Raw genomic sequence first — 21,039 nt, 5'->3', positions numbered from 1 at the left:
ATCATTAGCCCTGTTGAAATTCAAGAGAAAAAAGATGAAAACTAAACTTGCTACACTCATGTTGAGTCTGGCTATTTTCGGTTCTGCTCACGCTGATGTTAAAACACTTGAACAAAATCTTAAGACGAATTATCCCGATTTGCCTGTAAAGGGTGTTTATCAATCGCCTGTGCAAGGTATTTATGAAGTCTATACAAGCGGCCGCATTGTTTATACCAATCAAGATGCGAAGTACTTTTTTGTCGGTAATTTAGTCGACATCAAACAACAAAAAAATATGACTGAAGAACGTATTGCCGAATTGGGTAAGATTGACGTTAAAAGCTTGCCATTAAATCAGGCGATTAAATATGTAAAAGGTAAAGGTGAACGTACAATCTATGTCTTTAGTGACCCAGATTGCCCATATTGCCAGCGTCTAGAACAAAATATGGTTGGGGTTGATAACGTAACCGTATATGTGTTCCTTTACCCTCTTACTAGTTTGCATCCAAATGCTGAAAAAGTTTCAAATCAAATCTGGTGTTCAAAAAATCCGGCAGAAGCTTGGACAAACTATATGCTTAATCGCAAATTGCCGACTAATAGCAAAAGTTGTTCAAGCCCAATTCAGAAAAATATCGCTTTAGGTCAAAAATTAAATATTGATGGAACACCTACCCTGTTCTTGCAAGATGGCCAAAGACTCTCTGGTGTACCAAGTGATGCCAAACAAATTGAAGCATTACTCCAGACTGCAAAATAACAATATTACCCACTCCGTTATATGAATGTGAGTGGGTATTTTTTCTCCACAATTTGCCCAAAGTGCAGTGCTTTATATACAAATCGGCTGTTTACTTTCATCAATCAATATTTATGATGAGAAATTGAGACTCTTTCATGCATCAATGGAATGATGTAGCTACGAAGTAAAAGGTTAAAAAGAAATGAAGAAATTACTAATCGCAAGCCTAATCACCCTTTCAAGTGCATCAATTTTTGCAGCTGATAACACAGCGACTGCTGCTAAAACCGATGTTTTCAAACAAGCTGAACAACTCTACGCAGCAAAAAATTATTCTGCTGCATTTCAAGAAATGCAACGCCTCGCCCAAACAGGTAATGCCCAAGCCATCTATAACTTAGGCTATATGACTCAAATGGGCCAAGGTACAGCAAAAGACTCTTCTAAAGCTCTTAAATATTATGAGGATGCTTCAAATAAAGGTTACGCCCAAGCGAGTTACACACTTGCACAAATTTATGAGACTGGTGAATTAGGCGTTGCGAAAGATAGCAACAAATTCAGTCAATATATTCAAAAGGCATCGGCTCAAGGTTCTGAGGATGCAACTGTGAAAATTGCGACAATTTTATTTGCTCAAAAAAAACCACAGTCACATCAAATTGCCCTTCAAAAATTGGCGCCTTTAATTCGAAAAGGTAACTATCCTGCTATTCAGGTCAAAGCACTCTATGACATTAGCCAAGGTGTTGAAAATAAAAATCCTTTAATGAAACGCCAAGGTATCGAAGCTTTACAGTCAATTGCACAAAAAGGCTATGCGCCTGCGTCGATGGCTTTAGCAACCATGATGGCGAATGGCAATATCATTCCGCAAAACCTACCGCAGGCTAAAAAGATCTTTACTGAACTTGCCAATCAAAATGTGCCTAACGCTAAAGAATCGTTAGCTTCGGTTGATAAAATTATTGCAGAAAAGAGCAAACAGGCTACAAATGCTCCCGCACAGCCAGCGCCTAAAAAATAGTAAGTAATTAGCCCCTTATGGGGCTTTTCTTTTACCACCACAAAGCAATAAGCCAGCTCACACCAATAAAACCAACAATTGTACTAATCATAAGTGGTGTTAACGCCTTTTCATTTAAGCCATAGGCTTGTCCAAAAATGCCGAAAGCAATCGGCATCGGTAAAGCAGCGATTAATGTTCCTGCGTAAAGCATTTCACGGCTTACATTTGGAGTTATTAAAAAAAGTGCAAAAATAACAGATGGCATTAGTACAACTTTAAAGGTCGCTAACAAAACGCTTTCTATATTTACCGTTGTTATTCCAATACCTACTAAACTTCCACCAATTGCAAACAAGGCTAAAGGCGAAGCTGTACGTCCAAGTAACTCTAAAGACTGATCAAGCGTCGCAGGAAGATTAACATCTAAAAGAATGCATCCCATCCCAACCAAAATAGCGATAATGACAGGATTCTTGAGTAAGTTTAAAAAAGTCTGTTTTAAAAGTGGTAAAAGATTTTGTTGTTGATGTAAACCAGCTTCGGCCAAAATGAGCATCAATGCCACAATCAATAAATTTTCAATGATGAGTGTTAAAGAAATATAAATTGCAGCGTGATTACCTATCAACATGGTTAGAATAGCTGTTCCCATAAATCCAGTATTGGACATAGATGCCCCCATCGATATGACGGCGCTATGGGTTAAGCTATTTTTAAAATATTTTCGATAGAGAATAAAAGCAAAGAAAAATAAAATTAAAGACCCGCCACCATAAGCAAGAAAATAAGCTGGGTGCCAAATGTCTTGTAAGTTTTTATTTGCCAATGAGTGAATTAAAAAAGCCGGTAAGGAAATTTTAATTACAAATGCGCTAAGCGCCCTGATCTGTTCAGGTGTTACCAATTTGATGAGGACACATATATAGCCCATCAATAGCAATATCAAGATAGGTAAAATAACCTGAAAAACCACTGACCGTCCTCACTTCACGAAAGAAAAATGGGCAAAGATAACTTTGCCCAATACAATTAAAAAGAGTTAAAAAGCTGCTTTAATCCATGTGGTTGGCAACGTAAATACTGAGGTGCAATTTTCACTTCTGCCCCTAAAGCCGCTGCTGCATGCCAAGGCCATCTTGGGTCATATAACATTGCACGGGCAAGACCTATGGCATCGGCTTGTTGGTTTTCCAAAATTTGTTCGGCATGTTCTGGCTCAGTAATTAATCCTACAGCAATGACAGGAATAGACACATGCTTTTTGACTTGTTCGGCAAATGGAACTTGGTAACCTGCCCCAATCGTAATAGATTGATGCTCGTGCAGACCACCACTAGACACATGCACATAGGCTGCGCCCAATTGCTCTAAAGCTTTTGATAAACCAACCGTAGATTCAACATCCCAATGCTCAATGCTCTCCAACCAATCGGTCGCAGACAGCCTAACACCAACAGGATAACCTTCTGGTACAGCGAGTTTAATTGCCTGAAGAACTTCAAGGGTCATACGCATACGGTTTTCTAAAGAACCGCCATATTCATCAGTACGCTGATTGGCAATTGGCGATAAGAATTGATGTAGTAAATAACCATGTGCAGCATGAACTTCAATCAACTCAAATCCAGCTTCTACAGCACGTTTTGCAGCCGCTGCAAAGTCTTGCTGAACTTGTTTAATCTCAGCAATAGTCAAAGCATGGGGCGCTGCATCATGAACAGAAAAGGTACTTTCACTTGGAGCAACCGTTTGCCATCCATGAGGCTGATTTTTTGCAATCTGACCTTTACCTAACCACGGTTTTTCAGTAGATGCTTTACGCCCTGCATGAGCTAACTGAATTCCAAATGGCATCGGTGAAAGTGTATGAACCTTAGCTAACAACGCTTTGATCTGGTCACGTTGCTGATCATTCCAGAGCCCAAGGTCAGCATAGCTAATCCGACCCTCAGGTTGTACAGCTGTTGCTTCTACAATACAAAGGCCTGCACCAGACAATGCATAATTTGCCCATTGCTGTTCATGCCAATAAGTAATTTCACCATCATCTGTAGCCGAATATTGGCACATCGGAGCAATTACAATTCTATTGACCAGTTGTAGTGAACCAAAGTTAACCGTTTCAAATAATTTTGCCATTTTTAATTCCTAGAATTGCTTAATTACACGTAAACCTGCACTCCAGTTACGCCCATCCGCTGGTTCAAAGTAACGTCCATTACCATCATTTACGATCACTGAACCTGCATAGTTTTTATCAAATAGGTTATCTACACGGGCAAAGCTATTCACTTTCCAGTCGCCTATTACCCATGCATAACCCACATTAGCTGAGGTTACACTGTAGCTTGGCGCTGCGTCACTGTTGGTATCATTCACGTATACTTTATCCATATACTGTACATCTACACCACCATATAGACCATGCGATGGCTGCCAAGCCAAAGAGGCATAAGCTTGATTTTTAGCAATTCCAGGGATGGCATTGCCTGATGGGATTTGAGCAATACTTCCTAAAGCTGGAATATCAGCATCAAAAGTTGCATCTAAATATGTATAGCTAGCAGTCGCTGTTAAATCTCGCCACAACTTTTTATTCCATGCAAACTCTACGCCTTCACGTAAGGTTTTATCTGCATTACGAAAGGTTGATCGGCCATTTGAGTTTCCTGCTGAAACGATGTCATCTTTGGTTTTAGTTTGAAAAACTGCCAAAGTAAAATCACCTAATTGGTTTTGTGATTTTAAGCCTGTTTCATAGGTATCGCTTGTGGATGCGGTTAAATCAAAATTAAAACCACTTTCTCCATCTGGGCGATATGCCATTTCAGTAAAAGTTGGCGTTTCAAATCCTTTGGCATAACTCACATAGGCCATGAGTTCAGGTAAAATTTGCCAGCTTAAAGCAGCCGAAGGCAAAACTTTACTGTAATCAGTCTTACCACTATCGTCGCCATTACTTAAATAGTTATCTTTAGATTTGTAATGGACATTGCTATAGCGAACGCCCGTATCTAAACGCCAAGTTGGTAAGAACTGCCATGATGCTTGTAAATAGGGATCGATATTCCACAAAGTATTATCTTCATCACGACGCAAATTACCTTTGATGCCATAAGATTCTTTACCATTTACCATTACAAAATTATTATAGCCTTTACGATCTTCATCCATTGCATCGAGTGCAACACCAACACTTAGAGTAGTATTGGGAAGTAACTCTTTGCCCATCCAACGGAAATCAGCACCATAATAATCACGTTCAAAATCAATTACCCCGCCGGCATGATTGATGCTGGCATCTTGTGTTGATTTAGGTATAGATTGATATTGAGTGACTTGGCGATTACCTAAATATGCCATGGCATAGAGTTCATTTTTATCATTAATAGGCTTAGACCATGTCACCCCTGTTTGGGTCTGTTCAATATCTTTACGGACATTAAATTGCTTTAAAAATGGAACTTGTTGCTTTGGATTAGCATTCCACTGGTCATGCGTTAAACCCTGCGGGTCGTCTGCATGAATTTTGACATAGTTGGTTACCCAATTGATTTTACTTCCATCATCAAGATTCCAACTGAGCTTTGCATTATTTAGTACTTTTTCTGCACCGCTATGTTCTCGGTAACCATCAGTATCGAAGTATGATGAACTAATAACATAGCTTGGTTCATTCGCACCCTTTGCTCCACCTTGTAGCACGAGTCCCGCTCGGCTTTTATCGTGGCTGCCTCCCGAATAACTCAGCTCAATTGAACCTTTTCCTTGCCCTTCTTTAGTAGACGTTAAAATTGTCCCGCCCGATGAGTTTCCATAAAGTGAAGAAAAAGGTCCTGTTAGAACTTCAACATGGTCCAGACTACTTAAATCGATATTAGACGTTTGGCCTTGTCCATCCGGCATTGTTGCAGGAATACCGTCTACATAAAGGCGAATACCACGGACACCAAAAGTAGAACGTGCACCAAAACCACGCATAGAGAGCTGTAAATCTTGGGCATAATTTTCACGATTACGAATCTGTAAACTCGGTACACCTTTCACAACTTCGGTTAAATTTACTTGTGAAGAAGTATCAACTTGAGGTGCATCTATCCGAAAAACCGAAGCTGGTGTCTGCAAATAGGTTGTATCTGTACGGGTTGCTTCCACATGTAATGTTGGCAATACAGTTACGCCTTGTGTTAAATCTTCTGCCCAAACAAGTGGGCTAGAAATACAGCCCATACTCATCAAAATACAGTAATGCAGTCGGTCTAAGCGTAATAAGGACATGCTTATTTCCTTTATTTATATTGTAGTTATGATAACAAAAAGCGGTGTCTTGTCTGGATATTGAATTCGATCTGCATTGTTGTAAATCTGGAACAATCTTCCTCGATATCTAAAAACTGATTTCCAGATTAAAATTATCGACTCAAAGATGGATGATCTTTCCAGCAATATCGTTCAGGCCAATGTTTTGCTTCTTCGGCATAATCAATTCCAATCCGTGGTGTTAAAACAACTTCTGGTTGCGTTGATGCTGCTTCAACCCACAGTCCAGACTCCTCTCCCAAGGTTTGTCCTTTTAAAGTCCGATCAATCCCTAAATAGCGTGTCAATTTGCCGGGTCCAGCTAAAAGCTTATATTCTTTTTTGGTTGAAGCACCATTTAAGAATGCAGAACGAATCATTACCCCTTCAGGCACACCTTTTGTCTGAGTAATAAGATTGAGCATTTCATACATACCATAAATTAAATAGACGTAAATTGTGCCACCAGGGCAATACATTACCTCTGTTCGAGCGGTGCGTTTGTCATTGTAACTATGGCAAGCTTTATCACGAACGCCCAAATAAGCTTCAGTTTCACTAATTGTACAGCGGATCACTTGGCCGTCAGGTTGTCGTTTACACAATACGCAACCGATTAAATCATAAGCCACTTCTGAGGTTTCACGTTGAAACCAGCTTAATGGTAAAATATCTGACATAGTAATCTCTGAAATATTACATACCACACGTTATACTTGATTAATCCAGTATATCTGTTAATTCTGCGAGTTGGCATGCCTGAGTTACCCGAAGTCGAAACCACCAAAACCAGTTTATTTCCCTTATTGAATCAAAAAGTTCTAAGTGTTGAAGTACGCAATCCTAGCTTACGCTGGCCTATACCAGCTGATGTTCAGAAACTTGTCGGACAACGTCTCATCGGGTTAAATCGACGTTCAAAATATATTTTGGCAGAGTTTGAACAAGATCAAATGCTTTGGCATTTAGGTATGTCAGGAAGTTTTCGTCTGACCGAGCCAAATGATGAACTGAGAAAGCATGATCATCTGATTATTCAATTTGAAGATCAGCAATTACGTTACCATGACCCTCGCCGTTTTGGTTGTATTCTTTGGCTTAACCACGAGACTCAAGGCAAACTCATAGATACTTTAGGGCCTGAACCTTTAAGTCCCGACTTTCATGCAGAATATTTAGCTTCAAAACTCAAGAATAAATCTGTCGGCATAAAAATTGCACTCATGGATAATCATGTAGTCGTCGGTGTAGGCAATATTTATGCAACTGAAAGTTTGTTTAATGTTGGTATTCACCCTGCACAGCCTGCTGGTGACTTAAGCATGCAACAAATTGAGAAACTTGTTGTCGAGATTAAGCGCATTTTAAAGTCGGCCATTGATCTAGGTGGCTCTACATTACGAGACTACAGCAATGCCATGGGTGAAAATGGTTATTTTCAGCAAACCTTGCTCGCGTATGGTCGTGCTGGAGAAATGTGCGTGAACTGTGAAACCACATTAGAAAACTTAAAACTTGGTCAGCGTGCCAGCGTATTTTGCCCACAGTGCCAACCGCTTAAAAAGCTGAGAAAGCCTTAATTTTTTGGAGGAAGACAACATGCAAACAGCAATTGTCCGACATATTTTAGTCAAAGATAAAGACTTAGCTGAGCAGCTAAAAAAGAAGCTTCAAAGTGGTGCAGACTTTGCCAAACTTGCCAAGCAATACTCTACCTGTAATTCAGCAAAACGTGGCGGTGAACTTGGTGAAGTCAAAAAAGGTCAATTAGTACCCATCATCGACAAAATTGTTTTTACGGCTGCTGAACGCGTGTTGCAAGGCCCTATTAAAAGCCAGTTTGGCTATCATCTTTTAGAAGTTAAATTTAGAATGGGTAGCTTACGCTGATTCCATAATTTTAACTATGGTTTTTCAGAAGCCTGTGCATTCAGCTGATATGTCCAGGCTTTAACATATTCACCTGATTCTAATTTTATATTTGCAATGACACGCTGGTATTGAAAACCTTCAAAGTCATCAAGCATCTGCCAATTTTCAGCCAATTTTTCAGAGCTAAATAAATAGCCTTGTACCCAATCTGCTTGCGAATCTAACTCAAGCGCTTTTAAACCTTTGTCTGGCCCCCAATCTAAAATATGAATCACTCCTCGTACACTAGCTTTCGTCCAGTTACCACCAATCTGCTCTAAAATATGAGCATTGGCTTTATTCGGGCATAAAGTGCCATACACAAAAAGCTGATTCATTAATTTATATACCTTTTACAATATGCTGAGTTGAAATTCTCTCTACTGGCAATGTTACCAATAGTTTTAGTACAACATAAAATACTAAGTAATAAAAAACGGTACTCAAGGCACCGTTTTTTATTTCAAATCTTATTAAGCTTGCTTTTTTAACTCATCACGAATTTCACGCAACAATTGAATGTCTTCTGGAGTTGCAGCTGGAGCCTCTGGCTCTTCTTTATTACGGCGAAGTTTATTTAATAATTTCACCATTAAGAACACAACCCACGCCAGAATAATAAAGTTAATTAAAATGGTGAGGAAATTACCATAAGTTAAAACATTAATACCTGCTTTTTGCAAAGCATCTAAAGATTGTAAGCTATTAGGGTTTGCACCTAATACAATGAATTTTTGTGAAAAATCAACACCACCGCCAGTAATTACAGTGATAAGTGGCATGATAATATCTTTTACTAAAGAGTCCACGATTTTGCCAAAAGCACCACCAATAATCACACCAATGGCTAAATCCATCATATTGCCTTTAACGGCAAATTCTTTAAATTCTTGAATAATACTCATCTAAACATCTCCAGATGTCGGGGGCAGAAACACGTCATATTTTTCTTTTTCATTGGCATCTTATCGAATTAGATAGTTCTCGCCATGATATTGATAATTTAATATTTTTATCAAAAAAAGAAAGCTATTTCACACTTTAACAACATATTCGTTTACAAGAAAAATATGATTTTAAGCTTACTTTAATTTCAAATATAACGATTAAAAAAACCGCTAAATTAATTTAGCGGTTTTTTCTTTTTCAATTAAGAAAAATTATTTATCACGGTTACGTTTACGTTCATTTTCAGTCAAATAACGCTTACGGATACGGATTGATTTAGGTGTTACTTCAACTAATTCGTCGTCTTCAATGAATTCAAGCGCTTGTTCAAGCGTATATTCAATTGCAGGTACTAAAGTTAAAGCATCATCTGTACCAGATGCACGAACGTTAGTTAATTGTTTCGCTTTAGTCGGGTTTACAACCATATCGTCTGAACGAGAGTTAATACCCACGATCATACCTTCGTAAACTTCTAACTGTGGTTTAGCGAATAAACGACCACGGTCTTGTAAACTGAACAATGCATAGCCCAAGCAAGTACCTTGAACCATAGAGATCAATACACCGTTTTGACGTTTCGCAACAGTACCTTGTTTAACAGGACCATAATGCGAGAAGCTTGAAGTCATGATCCCTGTACCAGAAGTCATGGTCAAGAATTCAGAACGGAAACCAATCAAACCACGTGAAGGTACAGTTGCTTCAATACGGATACGGCCTTTACCGTCAACTTCCATATTGGTCATCTCGCCTTTACGGTGACCCATTTGTTCCATTACAGCACCTTGATGCTGTTCTTCAACGTCAAAAGTTACGTTTTCGTAAGGCTCTTGTCTTTCACCATCAATTTCTTTGATGATTACTTGTGGACGAGATACGCCCATTTCGAAACCTTCACGACGCATGTTTTCAATTAAAACTGAAAGATGAAGTTCACCACGGCCAGATACTTTGAAACGGTCTGGACTGTCAGTGTCTTCAACACGTAAAGCTACGTTATGAATTAATTCGCGATCAAGACGTTCACGGATATTACGTGAAGTTACGAACTTACCTTCTTTACCAGCAAACGGAGAGTTGTTTACTTGGAAAGTCATAGATACTGTAGGTTCATCTACAGATAAAGCTGGTAATGCTTCAACATTTTTCGGATCACAAATCGTGTCAGAAATGTTAAGTGCGTCGATACCAGTAATACATACGATATCACCAGCAGATGCTGATTCAACATCAATACGCTCTAAACCATGGTAACCCATGATTTTTAAGATACGACCGTTACGTGTATTGCCTTCTTTGTCAATTACAGTAACAGGAGTATTTAATTTTACGGAACCACGTTGAATACGACCAACACCGATAACACCTACGAAGCTGTTATAGTCAAGTGATGAAATCTGCATTTGGAATGGACCATCAACATCAACTGCTGGTGGTTCAACGATGTCTACAATCGTTTCGAACAACGGGGTCATGTCTTCTGCAAGTTCTTCTGGAGCAGGACCCGCTACACCACGTAAACCTGATGCATAAACGATCGGGAAATCTAATTGCTCATCAGTTGCGCCAAGGTTATCGAATAAATCAAATACTTGATCAATAACCCAATCTGGACGCGCACTTGGTTTGTCAACTTTGTTGATAATAACAATTGGTTTTAAACCACGAGCAAAGGCTTTTTGTGTCACAAAGCGAGTTTGTGGCATTGGGCCTTCTTGAGAGTCAACTAAAAGTAATACGCAGTCAACCATCGACATAACACGTTCTACTTCACCACCGAAGTCGGCGTGTCCCGGGGTATCCACGATGTTGATACGGTAAGTTGTATCAGTACGTTTATCTAACCAAGTAATAGAAGTGTTCTTTGCAAGAATGGTAATACCACGTTCACTTTCAAGCGCATTTGAGTCCATGACACGCTCAATCTCGCCTGCTCGTTCACCGAGAGCACCAGATTGCTGAAGTAGTTTATCGACAAGTGTGGTTTTCCCGTGGTCGACGTGCGCAATAATTGCGATATTACGGAGATTTTTGATATCTGACATGAAAATTCGAAACGCCTGAAATTTGAGGGCAAATTATACAGAAAAACACTACTCTTGAGTAGTGACAGTTTATTGACATTGACAAAAAAATTTTCCAATAGCCTGTATTTCGTTTTGTAAAGATAGGTATCTCGATTAGAATAGCGCCAATTTGCAAAATTGCGGCGGACCGACACCCATGTCCAATCAACACTCTCAAGACCATCTTGACCTTGTTTATGGCTTAGATGATCGACCAAAACCACTGATCGCTTTTTTAGCAGCTTTCCAGCATTTGCTTGCGATTATTGTACCAATTGTTACACCTGGGCTTTTAATTTGTTTAGCTTTAGGTGTATCACGCACTGAAACCAACATGATTTTATCGATGTCTTTGGTGATTTCAGGTATTGCTACGTTCCTACAATGTAAAAAAGTTGGTCCATTTGGTGCTGGCCTTCTGATTGTACAAGGCACAAGCTTTAACTTTATTGGTCCAATTATTGGTATTGGTAGTGCAATGGTTGCCGCAGGAACGCCTGTAAACCAAGTTATGGCTGCAATTTTTGGTGTAGTCATTGCTGGCTCCTTTATTGAAATGGGTGTTTCGCAAATTCTTCCATGGGTAAAAAGACTAATTACTCCTTTGGTGACTGGAATTGTTGTTTTATTAATTGGCTTAACGCTTATTAAGGAAGGCTTGATTAGTATGGGTGGTGGCTACCAAGCGATGCAAGACCATACTTTTGCAAGTGCAGACAACCTTATTATGTCATGTACCGTACTTGCTATTATTATTGTGCTAAACCGTATCCGAGTGGTGTGGATTAAAAGCTCAGCAATTTTAATTGCTTTAGTGATTGGTTACATTCTTGCAGGATTTATGGGTTACCTAGATTTCTCAGGTATTAAAGATGCGCCTCTTGTACAGATTCCAACGCCGATGCACTTTGGTTTAAGTTTTTCTTGGGGCTTATTCATTCCAATGGCATTCATTTATTTGGTGACCTCTTTAGAAGCGATTGGTGACGTGACTGCGACCAGTAAACTTTCAAACCAACCCGTTAATGGTCCGGAATGGATGAAACGCATTAAAGGCGGTGTTTTAGTGAATGGTGCAAACTCTTTACTCGCAGGCTTATTTAATACTTTCCCTAGTTCTGTTTTTGCTCAAAATAATGGTGTAATTCAACTCACTGGTGTAGCTAGCCGTTATGTGGGTATCTGGATTGCTGCTTTACTTATTTTATTAGGTTTATTTCCAGCAGTAGCTGGTGTAATACAAGCCGTACCACAGGCGGTATTAGGTGGCGCTGTGATGGTAATGTTCGGTGCCGTAGCTGCATCAGGCATTAACATTCTCTCATCTATTCACCTTGATCGCCGAGCACTTTTAATTATCGCAATTTCACTTGCATTAGGTTTGGGTGTTGCTCAAGTTCCTCAAATTTTGGAACATCTACCAGAATTATTTAAAAATATTTTTAGCTCTGGCGTAGCGACAGGCGGTATAGCAGCATTAATTTTAAATGTTGTACTTCCTGAAACACACAAATAACTATTTTTTAATTTTGATTACTGCCCAGTTTCCACTGGGCATTCTTCTTCATGAGAGATGTACATGGATCCTAGAAGTGAAGTGGTATTGAGACAACAAGACTATTTAAAAGGTAGAGTCTTGTTAATTAATGCACCGAGTGATGCCCTAGTCAGTCAACTACCAGCTGATATTGATGCTTCAGTCTGGACATGGAACCATGCTGACTACCAGAGCTTTATAAATAGTGGAACAAATGCGCATTTCTCAGTTGAGTTTCCATTACAAGAATTCGATCAAGCCGTCATTTTTGTTCCCAAATCTAAAGAACTGTTAAATTACATACTGCATGTCGTAATGAGCAATCTTAAAACTGCTCAGTCTGTTTTTTTAGTAGGTGAAAAAAAAGGTGGTGTTGAACGCGCTGCCAAACAACTACAAAGCTTCGGCAAAGTACTTAAACTCGATAGTGCACGCCACTGTCAGCTATGGCACTTAAAGATTGAAAAAACAGAACAAATTAAACCTCTCGAAAGTTGGCTTAAAACTTACACTGTTCATGTTAATGAACAAGAGCTTACGATTTGTGCCCTTCCCGGTGTGTTTAGCCAAAATCATCTAGATGTCGGAACTGCTGTTTTACTCCCTTATCTTAATCAGGTGAAATCAGGTAGAATTGCCGACTTCGGGTGTGGTGCTGGAATTATCAGTTGCTATTTGGCAAAAATAAATTCAAGTAATATTATTCATGCCCTAGATATTGATGCTTTCGCTTTACGGTCAACGGAAATGACTTTTAGTCGAAATGGAATAGGTTCAGACCAGTTGAGATTGCAGCCTGTTACAGGAATTGCAGACGCTCCAACAGAACTCGATGCCATTGTCAGTAATCCCCCTTTTCATCAGGGTATTCATACCAACTATGATGCAAGTGAAGGACTCTGCCAGAACGCTAAAAAACATTTAAAGGCATCAGGTGAGCTATGGATTGTAGCAAACCGTTTTTTAAACTATCCGATCTTAATTGAGAAGCACTTTGGTCAGTGTCAGATTAAAACTGATCATCAAGGCTTTAAGGTGTTATATGCCTGTGCATAACAAACTATGTAAGGAATCTCCATGAGCGAAACACATGCTCCTGAAAAACTCCAGCGTAAGCTTGGGGCTCGTCATCTGAATATGATCGCCATTGGTGGTTCCATTGGTACAGGCCTCTTCCTTGCTTCTGGATCAACCATTGCAAACGCTGGCCCTGGTGGAGCGCTACTCGCCTACTCACTCATTGGCATTATGATTTACTTCTTAATGACCAGCTTAGGTGAGCTTGCAACTCATACACCAACATCCGGCGCCTTTTTTACTTACGGCAGTCGTTATGTCGAAGAAGGCTTTGGTTTCGCTCTAGGCTGGAACTATTGGTATAACTGGGCAATTACGGTTGCATTCGAACTTGTTGCGGTTCAGTTTATTATGAAGTTCTGGTTCCCTGATATTCCAGGGTTCTATTGGAGTGCCCTGTTCCTTATCGTTATCTTTCTGATCAATGCCATGACAGTAAAGGGATTTGGGGAAAGCGAATTCTGGTTTTCGATGGTCAAAGTAATTGCGATTGTTGCATTTATTATTATTGGCTTAGCCATGATCATTAAGATTATGCTCACTCCAGGTGTGGCAACTTTCGGAAACTGGACCTATAAAGAGGCACCTTTTGTAGGCGGTTTACAAGCCATGATTGGTGTAGCAATGATTGCCGGCTTCTCTTTCCAAGGCACGGAAATGGTTGGGGTTGCTGCTGGCGAATCAAAAGATCCAAAGAAGACAATTCCACTTGCAATCAAACAGATTTTCTGGCGAATCTTATTATTTTATATCCTATGTATTTTCATTATCGGCACTCTAATTGCCTATGATGACCCGAATTTATTGCAAGCAGCAGCCACTGAAGATATCGCGCTTTCTCCGTTTACATTGCTTTATGAAAGAGTAGGTTTTGCTTTCGCTGCGAGTTTAATGAATGCTGTCATTCTTACTGCTATTTTATCAGCAGGTAACTCAGGCATGTATTCCTCAACTCGTATGTTGTTTAAAATGGCTCAAGAAGGCCGTGCACCAAAGTGGTTTGCAAAACTTGATGGTCGTGGCGTTCCAATGAACGCGCTATACGCAACGACATTTATTGCTGCATTCTGTTTTTTAACGACATTTATTGGTGAAAAACAAGTATTTAACTGGCTACTCAATATGTCGGGTATGTGCGGTTTTATTGTTTGGTTAGGAATTGCGATTTCACATTATCGTTTCCGTAAAGGATATATTGCTCAAGGCTATAAATTAGAAGATTTAGCATATCGTGCCAAATTTTTCCCATTTGCACCTTGGTTTGCATTTATTCTCTGTTCAATCATTATCTTAGGACAGAACTACCAAGCCATTTTAGGTGGAAAAATTGATTGGTTAGGCTTACTTTCAACTTATATTAGCTTGCCACTGTTCTTGATCATTTGGTTAGGTTATAAGTGGAAAAATAAAACCAAATTGATCTCTTACGATCAAATGAACGTCAAACCTGAGCAAGATTAAAACTGGTCATTAAAGTAAATCAAAGATCAAAAGCTTGATCTTTGATTTAAAAAGCGTAAAATGCCGTTCAGATTTTCAACGGCACTTTTAATAAGGAGGACATCATGCCATTAGTACAAGGTAAAACAGATTAAATTATTTGGCACGATGTCAGCTCACGGACAAGTGTACAAATTCACACCACTTGTCCGAATGCTTAAATTTAGAACCTAGCATTCGCTAGGTTTTTTTATGCCTGCTCGGACAAAAATAAGAGAAAAATTATGGGCATACAAAAAATATTAAACAAGGAGGCACTCTATGGTGTCCCTGTTAAAATTTTCACTCAAGACATAGATAGTGAAAGTATCGAACAACTCAAGAAAATGGCACAGCTGCAATTCATCTATTCTCATATTGCAGTTATGCCTGATGTGCATGTGGGCAAAGGTGCTACTGTAGGTAGTGTTATTCCTACTAGACACGCCATTATTCCTGCTGCTGTAGGAGTTGACATTGGATGTGGAATGAATGCAATTCGCTTGAGTTTAAAGGCTTCACAATTACCTGATAACTTAAGTCGTTTGCGTGATGCGATCGAACGTAAAGTACCGGTTGGCTTTGCTTTGCATAAACAAGTCAAAGCGAAAGCTTCTAGCATTATTCCACTTGAAAAACGCTTAGAACCAATTATCAAAAAGCATCCTGGACTTGTTCGAATGCTTCGACAATTTGATGCAACATGGCAAAAGCAACTTGGGACTTTAGGTGGTGGTAACCACTTTATAGAGTTATGTATTGATGAGAATCAAGATGTCTGGGTGATGCTACATTCTGGCAGCAGAGGGCTTGGCAATGTTATTGGCACTTATTTTATTGAGTTAGCCAAAAAAGAAGCTCAACATCGCTTTGGACATGTTCCAGATAAAGACTTAAGTTATTTTGCTGAAGGCTCAAAAAGTTTTGATGATTATGTAGAAGCTGTAGAGTGGGCACAAGAATATGCTTTTGAAAATCGCAAAGAGATGATGCGATTAATTTTAGAAGCGATCCGCCCTCTTCTACCTTCTTTTCAAATGACAAAAGAAGCGATTAATTGTCATCATAATTATGTAAGCCGTGAAACACATTTTGGCGAAAATCTATTGATTACCCGAAAAGGTGCAATTAGAGCAGGCTTAGATGAGCTAGGTATTATTCCAGGTTCAATGGGAGCACGATCTTATATTGTTAAAGGCAAAGCAAATCCTGAATCATTTTGTTCTTGTTCTCATGGCGCGGGTCGCAAGATGAGCAGAAGTAAAGCAAAAGTTCTTTTTAATCAGCAAGATCTTATTGAACAAACCCAAGGTATTGAATGCCGTAAAGACAATGGCGTTGTCGATGAAATTCCAAGCGCTTATAAAGACATTGATGAAGTCATGGCGAATCAGTCAGATCTCATTGAAGTCGTTCATACTCTAAAACAAGTTTTATGTATTAAAGGTTAAAGCATGAAAATTAAAGAAATGCCAAAGATCAAAGTCCGTAATCAAGTAGTTCTATCCCCTTTACTTCACAAAGGTGGTATGCACGAAACGGAAAAACCTCGTGCTCAACATCGCAGAGATAGACAAGACACTAAACAGCAATTGAAGAAAGGTAATTGGTAACTAATTTAAACCAAGATCGAAAGCCATTATTAAGGAGACACAGAAATGACTAAATATTTTAAAAATCGCCATAAAAAAAGCGACNAGTCGCTTTTTTACTGTTCAAGAACTCAAATTATTGAGCTTGTTGACCAGGTTGAACTACTACAGTACGGCTACCAGTGATTGTCGCGAATACACGACGGTTCATAGCACGACCTTCTTTAGTCTTGTTGTCAGCAATCGGTTGATCCCAAGCGAAACCTTGAGTAGACAAACGAGATGCATCAACGTTGTATTCATTTACAAGAGCTGATTTAACAGAGTTAGCACGAGCTAAAGATAAACGTTCGTTCAACTTACGTGGACCAGTGTTATCTGTGTGACCTTCGATACGTGCAGTAGCGTTAGGGTATTCAGTTAACTTCTCAGCAACTTTAGCGATTTCTGGCTTGTATTGGTCTTTGATGTTTGATTTGTTAGTATCAAAGAACACACGAAGTTCCATGTTAAGGTCTTCAGTTAACTCTTGTGGTTGTGGAGCAACTGGAGTTGGTTCAACTGGAGCAACTTCTACTACAGGAGCAGCAGGCTTCAAGTGACCACCAAGAACTACGTTTAAACCAGCAAGAGCTGTATAACGCCAGTATTTTTCGTCAAAATCATAAGTACCACGAGCTTCTGTACGAAGTGATAGTGCGTCGTTCAAACGGTAGAAAGCACCAACACCGGCATTACCAATAGTGTCTTTCTTGTCTTCATAGATACCATCAAACTCAGTTTTAGTTTGACCTGCACCTAATAATACATACGGCTTGAATTTGCTGTCGTAGTTCTTAGTGATTAAGTCTGAAGTTGCGTAGAAGTTACCAGCAATAGTTTTTTGCTTATATTCAGAACCAGCTACGCCAGTACCTTCAAGATCGCCTTTAACTTGGTTATATTCAGCTTCAAAACCTAACCAAGGAGTTAACTCAACACCTAGTGCAGCACCAACGAATAAATCATCTTGTAATTCAGCATGACTTGTTAATTTATCGTTGTTGTGGTCACTATCCTGCCAAGTATAACCTACTAGTAAAGGAGTAACAGTTACGCCCGCATTAGCAGCAGCTAATGGAGCAGCGACAAGCATAGCAAGTGCAATACGACTCAATTTCATGGATATCCTCCAGAGATAACAATTGTTGTTCAAGCTCAGCCTAAATTTATTGGCCCCTGAGATATTTTCACCCCAGTATTATTTTTAAGCTATTCACATTTGAATCATACAAACACTTGATAGACTTTCCAAGTGCTTGATAATTTTAATCAAGTAAATTATTGACAAAATTACTTACAATTTCCGTTGTAATTCGGTAATTTTTCACTCAACTAGCAAATATGAACAACTTCTTTCTTTCGCTTACGGTGATTTTACCAGTATTCTAGCATCCTGATAACCTTTATTTAATTTTGTGTTTCCTCACTATAAAAATCATTATAAATCATTGATAGAAAGCATAAAATCAAAATATTTCTTTATATATTAAGGAATTTTAATGTTTAAAACTCCCGGTTTCACGTTGTTGGAACTCACTATAACGCTCGCAATTCTTATGATCATGGCCACTATAGCGCTTCCTTTATATCATCAATTTATGGCTTCTGTAGAATTAAAAAATTCGTCTCGACTACTCACAATTCATATACAAAAAGCCAAATACGATGCAATTCTACGACATAAGAGTGTCGTACTTTGCCCAAGTGTTGATTTGTCTACATGTAATAGTAACTGGGATACAAGTCTTATAAGCTTTATAGACACGAATCAGAATCTACAAAGAGAAAACAATGAAGAAGTATTAACCAATGTTGAACTTGCTCATCGCTACGGTTCTTTAAAATTTCAAAAGTTTGGAAAAAAACTAAATAGTATTGTATTTCAGGGCGACACAGGACTCCCACGCGAATCTAACGGCACATTTACTTACTGTTCTTATAACCAGCTTAAAAACTTTAAATTAATTCTCAGCAAAATGGGACACACCCGTTTAGAAGACCTTAAAAATTGTTAGAACTCTACAGTCTAATGCAGAAGATATCTCTCTTTGATTTTTGCAATATACTGCCTAGGTTTTAAACATTTCTTATTTTGAGATTAAGAACAATCGGAGATTACAACAATGACTGACATCGTAATTGTAAATGGTGCTCGTACTGCCATGGGTGGTTTTCAAGGATCACTATCAGGACTTACAGCGCCTGAATTGGGCGCGGTAACGATTAAAGAAGCAATCGCACGAGCAGGTTTACAGCCTACTGATGTCGAAGAAGTTATTATGGGTTGTGTACTGCCTGCTGGCCTAAAGCAAGGTCCAGCACGTCAAGCGATGCGTAAAGCTGGCTTACCAGACTCTACAGGTGCAGTAACGATTAACAAGCTTTGTGGTTCTGGCATGAAAGCTGTTATGCAAGCCGCTGATATGATTAGAGCAGGTAGTGCTGAAGTTGTTGTTGCTGGTGGCATGGAGTCTATGACAAATGCACCTTATGTTTTACCAAAAGCACGAGCTGGCTACCGCATGGGCCATGGTGAAATTAAAGATCATATGTTCTTTGACGGGCTTGAAGATGCTGAAACTGGGCGTTTAATGGGTTCTTTTGCTCAAGATATGGCAAATACTCGTGGCTACACACGTGAGCAAATGGATGACTTTGCGATTCGCTCTTTAAAACGTGCTCAAACAGCAATTACTGAAGGTTATTTCAAAGACGAAATCGTTCCAGTTACCGTACCTAGTCGTAAAGGTGATGTCGTTGTTGATCAGGATGAACAACCTTTAAATGCCAAGATTGACAAGATTCCTTCACTCAAACCAGCTTTTGCAAAAGACGGTACAATTACCGCAGCGAATGCAAGTTCTATTTCAGATGGTGCGTCTGCATTAGTATTAACTTCAAGTGAAGCTGCAGCAAAGCGCGGTTTACAACCACTTGCGAAAATTATCGCGACAGCTTCAAACTCTCAGCATCCTTCAGAATTTACGATCGCTCCAGTTGGTGCTATCGAAAAAGTGCTTAAAAAAGCGGGCTGGAATGCGCAAGATGTTGACCTGTGGGAAATTAACGAAGCGTTTGCTATGGTTACCATGTGCCCAATTGATGATTTCAAACTTGATGCAGAGAAAGTAAATATCAATGGTGGTGCTTGTGCACTAGGTCACCCTGTAGGTTCTACGGGCTCTCGTATTATTCTTACACTTATTCATGCACTGAAACGTACTGGCGGTAAAAAAGGTATTGCTGCACTCTGTATTGGTGGTGGTGAGGCAACAGCAGTTGCAATTGAACTCATTTAATCCAAATTCATTATTTTAAAATCCCACTTCGGTGGGATTTTTTATGAAAAAACTACAAAAAATGACCCACAAAATCACTTTTAAGTTTTAACTTATTCCTTTAAACGAAAACAACAATGGACAATAACAATGCAACTCAATCACTATCTCAATTTCCAAGGTCAAGCAGAACAAGCCTTTAACTTTTATAAATCAGTATTTGGTGGTGAATTCGGTATGTTAAGCCGTTATGGTGATATGCCAGCGCCTGAAGGTGTGACGTTATCGGAAGCCGACAAAAATCTGGTTCTACATGTTTCACTGCCAATTAATGAATACACTGTGCTTATGGCCTCAGATACAAATGATCAGTTTTGTGCCCCTAACAGCGTTTTTACCCAAGGAAATAATCACTATATCTCGATCAACCTTGAAAAAGATGAGCAAGAAAAAGCAAAACAACTTTTTGATGCTTTATCTGTTAATGGTCAAATTGAAATGCCTTTAGAAAAAACGTTCTGGGGAGCATTGTACGGTGCTTTTACCGATCAGTTCGGTATAAAGTGGATGGTTAACTGCCAGCTTGACACCTAATATTTTCAATATTCAGCCCTTATAGAGATACTTACTATTTCTATAAGGGCTTTAAACATCGATATTGGAATATTGTGCAATAATCATTAAACCTACAGTAATAAAACCAATTCCCACCCATCCTGCCACATCAATATTCTGACCAAGAAAAATCTTTGCCAAAAAAGCTGTTGCTAATACACCTATCCCAGACCAAAGCACATATAAGATTCCAGCTTGCATATATTTCAAAGCGATAGCAGCGCATGCAAAAGAAATAATATACAAAACCAGAGCAATACCCTGAGCTGTTTTATTGACTAAGCCATTCCCCTTAGCAGAATAAAATGTTGAGAGTACATCTGTCGCAATAGCAAAAAGTAGCCACCAAGCACCAGGATTTATTTTTGAAATTAAACTAAACATTGTTGTTCTTCAGTTGAGTCATTTAAAAATTCTTCATAAAAAAAGCTGAACCTGAGTTCAGCCTTTATATTT

The 21,039-nt window shown here is 39.1% G+C and carries 21 protein-coding genes; 12 read left to right on the top strand and 9 right to left on the bottom strand.

Annotated features, from left to right (window positions below):
* The first annotated feature begins 34 nt into the window (after nt 1-34).
* Nucleotides 35-745, top strand: coding sequence for a DsbC family protein (locus MKL33_RS18395; protein ID WP_068930940.1), 711 nt, complete (start codon nt 35-37; stop codon nt 743-745).
* A gap of 184 nt (nt 746-929) precedes the next feature.
* Nucleotides 930-1,754 carry a tetratricopeptide repeat protein gene (locus MKL33_RS18390; RefSeq protein WP_270907494.1) on the top strand — a complete coding sequence of 275 codons (825 nt, stop codon included), beginning with the start codon at nt 930-932 and terminating at the stop codon, nt 1,752-1,754.
* A 31-nt stretch (nt 1,755-1,785) separates the two neighbouring features.
* Here MKL33_RS18390 and MKL33_RS18385 read toward each other — a convergent pair whose 3' ends face one another.
* The 4 genes from MKL33_RS18385 to MKL33_RS18370 all read right to left on the bottom strand — a co-directional run bounded on the left by MKL33_RS18385 (nt 1,786) and on the right by MKL33_RS18370 (nt 6,715).
* On the bottom strand, nt 1,786-2,709 hold the full coding sequence (locus tag MKL33_RS18385; protein ID WP_270907493.1) for an AEC family transporter: 924 nt from the start codon (nt 2,707-2,709) through the stop codon (nt 1,786-1,788).
* A gap of 56 nt (nt 2,710-2,765) precedes the next feature.
* The gene (locus MKL33_RS18380) at nt 2,766-3,875 is read right to left on the bottom strand and encodes an NADH:flavin oxidoreductase/NADH oxidase (RefSeq protein WP_270907492.1); all 1,110 of its coding nucleotides are present in this window, start codon (nt 3,873-3,875) and stop codon (nt 2,766-2,768) included.
* A 9-nt stretch (nt 3,876-3,884) separates the two neighbouring features.
* Nucleotides 3,885-6,014, bottom strand: coding sequence for a TonB-dependent receptor family protein (locus tag MKL33_RS18375; protein ID WP_206243062.1), 2,130 nt, complete (start codon nt 6,012-6,014; stop codon nt 3,885-3,887).
* A gap of 134 nt (nt 6,015-6,148) precedes the next feature.
* Nucleotides 6,149-6,715 (bottom strand): DNA-3-methyladenine glycosylase, encoded by a 567-nt coding sequence (locus tag MKL33_RS18370; RefSeq protein ID WP_032038267.1) that lies wholly within the window; start codon nt 6,713-6,715, stop codon nt 6,149-6,151.
* A gap of 75 nt (nt 6,716-6,790) precedes the next feature.
* Between MKL33_RS18370 and mutM the strand changes: the two genes are divergently transcribed.
* Nucleotides 6,791-7,615, top strand: a complete 825-nt coding sequence (gene mutM, locus MKL33_RS18365; RefSeq protein ID WP_119684671.1) for a bifunctional DNA-formamidopyrimidine glycosylase/DNA-(apurinic or apyrimidinic site) lyase — start codon at nt 6,791-6,793, stop codon at nt 7,613-7,615.
* A gap of 19 nt (nt 7,616-7,634) precedes the next feature.
* Nucleotides 7,635-7,925 carry a peptidylprolyl isomerase gene (locus MKL33_RS18360; protein WP_270907491.1) on the top strand — a complete coding sequence of 97 codons (291 nt, stop codon included), beginning with the start codon at nt 7,635-7,637 and terminating at the stop codon, nt 7,923-7,925.
* 14 nt (nt 7,926-7,939) lie between these two features.
* Here MKL33_RS18360 and MKL33_RS18355 read toward each other — a convergent pair whose 3' ends face one another.
* The 3 genes from MKL33_RS18355 to typA all read right to left on the bottom strand — a co-directional run bounded on the left by MKL33_RS18355 (nt 7,940) and on the right by typA (nt 10,942).
* Nucleotides 7,940-8,284, bottom strand: coding sequence for a gamma-glutamylcyclotransferase family protein (locus MKL33_RS18355; RefSeq protein ID WP_270907490.1), 345 nt, complete (start codon nt 8,282-8,284; stop codon nt 7,940-7,942).
* A 135-nt stretch (nt 8,285-8,419) separates the two neighbouring features.
* Nucleotides 8,420-8,851 (bottom strand): large conductance mechanosensitive channel protein MscL, encoded by a 432-nt coding sequence (mscL, locus tag MKL33_RS18350; protein ID WP_270907489.1) that lies wholly within the window; start codon nt 8,849-8,851, stop codon nt 8,420-8,422.
* A 255-nt stretch (nt 8,852-9,106) separates the two neighbouring features.
* Nucleotides 9,107-10,942, bottom strand: coding sequence for a translational GTPase TypA (gene typA / locus MKL33_RS18345; protein WP_002116501.1), 1,836 nt, complete (start codon nt 10,940-10,942; stop codon nt 9,107-9,109).
* A 178-nt stretch (nt 10,943-11,120) separates the two neighbouring features.
* Between typA and MKL33_RS18340 the strand changes: the two genes are divergently transcribed.
* The 5 genes from MKL33_RS18340 to MKL33_RS18320 all read left to right on the top strand — a co-directional run bounded on the left by MKL33_RS18340 (nt 11,121) and on the right by MKL33_RS18320 (nt 16,669).
* Nucleotides 11,121-12,479: a uracil-xanthine permease family protein gene (locus tag MKL33_RS18340; protein WP_002116159.1), complete on the top strand. Its 1,359-nt coding sequence runs from the start codon at nt 11,121-11,123 to the stop codon at nt 12,477-12,479.
* 63 nt (nt 12,480-12,542) lie between these two features.
* On the top strand, nt 12,543-13,556 hold the full coding sequence (locus tag MKL33_RS18335; RefSeq protein WP_270907488.1) for a methyltransferase: 1,014 nt from the start codon (nt 12,543-12,545) through the stop codon (nt 13,554-13,556).
* A 21-nt stretch (nt 13,557-13,577) separates the two neighbouring features.
* Nucleotides 13,578-15,038, top strand: a complete 1,461-nt coding sequence (locus tag MKL33_RS18330; protein ID WP_014207587.1) for an amino acid permease — start codon at nt 13,578-13,580, stop codon at nt 15,036-15,038.
* A gap of 263 nt (nt 15,039-15,301) precedes the next feature.
* Nucleotides 15,302-16,507 (top strand): RtcB family protein, encoded by a 1,206-nt coding sequence (locus tag MKL33_RS18325; protein ID WP_270907487.1) that lies wholly within the window; start codon nt 15,302-15,304, stop codon nt 16,505-16,507.
* An 18-nt stretch (nt 16,508-16,525) separates the two neighbouring features.
* Nucleotides 16,526-16,669, top strand: coding sequence for a hypothetical protein (locus MKL33_RS18320; RefSeq protein WP_171258479.1), 144 nt, complete (start codon nt 16,526-16,528; stop codon nt 16,667-16,669).
* Nucleotides 16,670-16,784: 115 nt separating this feature from the next.
* Here the strand turns inward: MKL33_RS18320 and omp38 are convergent, their stop codons facing one another.
* Nucleotides 16,785-17,810, bottom strand: a complete 1,026-nt coding sequence (omp38, locus tag MKL33_RS18315; protein WP_017385600.1) for an outer membrane protein Omp38 — start codon at nt 17,808-17,810, stop codon at nt 16,785-16,787.
* Between the two features lie 379 nt (nt 17,811-18,189).
* On the opposite strand from omp38, the gene MKL33_RS18310 reads away from it, so the two are divergent.
* The 3 genes from MKL33_RS18310 to MKL33_RS18300 all read left to right on the top strand — a co-directional run bounded on the left by MKL33_RS18310 (nt 18,190) and on the right by MKL33_RS18300 (nt 20,562).
* Nucleotides 18,190-18,705, top strand: a complete 516-nt coding sequence (locus MKL33_RS18310; RefSeq protein ID WP_069036188.1) for a GspH/FimT family pseudopilin — start codon at nt 18,190-18,192, stop codon at nt 18,703-18,705.
* A gap of 108 nt (nt 18,706-18,813) precedes the next feature.
* Entirely contained in the window at nt 18,814-19,989 is a 1,176-nt protein-coding gene (locus tag MKL33_RS18305) for a thiolase family protein (RefSeq protein WP_069036189.1), read from the top strand.
* A 129-nt stretch (nt 19,990-20,118) separates the two neighbouring features.
* Nucleotides 20,119-20,562: a VOC family protein gene (locus MKL33_RS18300; protein WP_005072758.1), complete on the top strand. Its 444-nt coding sequence runs from the start codon at nt 20,119-20,121 to the stop codon at nt 20,560-20,562.
* A 51-nt stretch (nt 20,563-20,613) separates the two neighbouring features.
* Here the strand turns inward: MKL33_RS18300 and MKL33_RS18295 are convergent, their stop codons facing one another.
* Nucleotides 20,614-20,967 (bottom strand): DMT family transporter, encoded by a 354-nt coding sequence (locus MKL33_RS18295; RefSeq protein ID WP_130120782.1) that lies wholly within the window; start codon nt 20,965-20,967, stop codon nt 20,614-20,616.
* Nucleotides 20,968-21,039: the final 72 nt, after the last annotated feature.

The sequence above is a fragment of the Acinetobacter sp. AOR43_HL genome, from assembly GCF_027854635.1.
Taxonomy (GTDB): Bacteria; Pseudomonadota; Gammaproteobacteria; order Pseudomonadales; family Moraxellaceae; genus Acinetobacter; species Acinetobacter pittii.
This window is presented reverse-complemented; position numbering and strand designations above follow the sequence as displayed.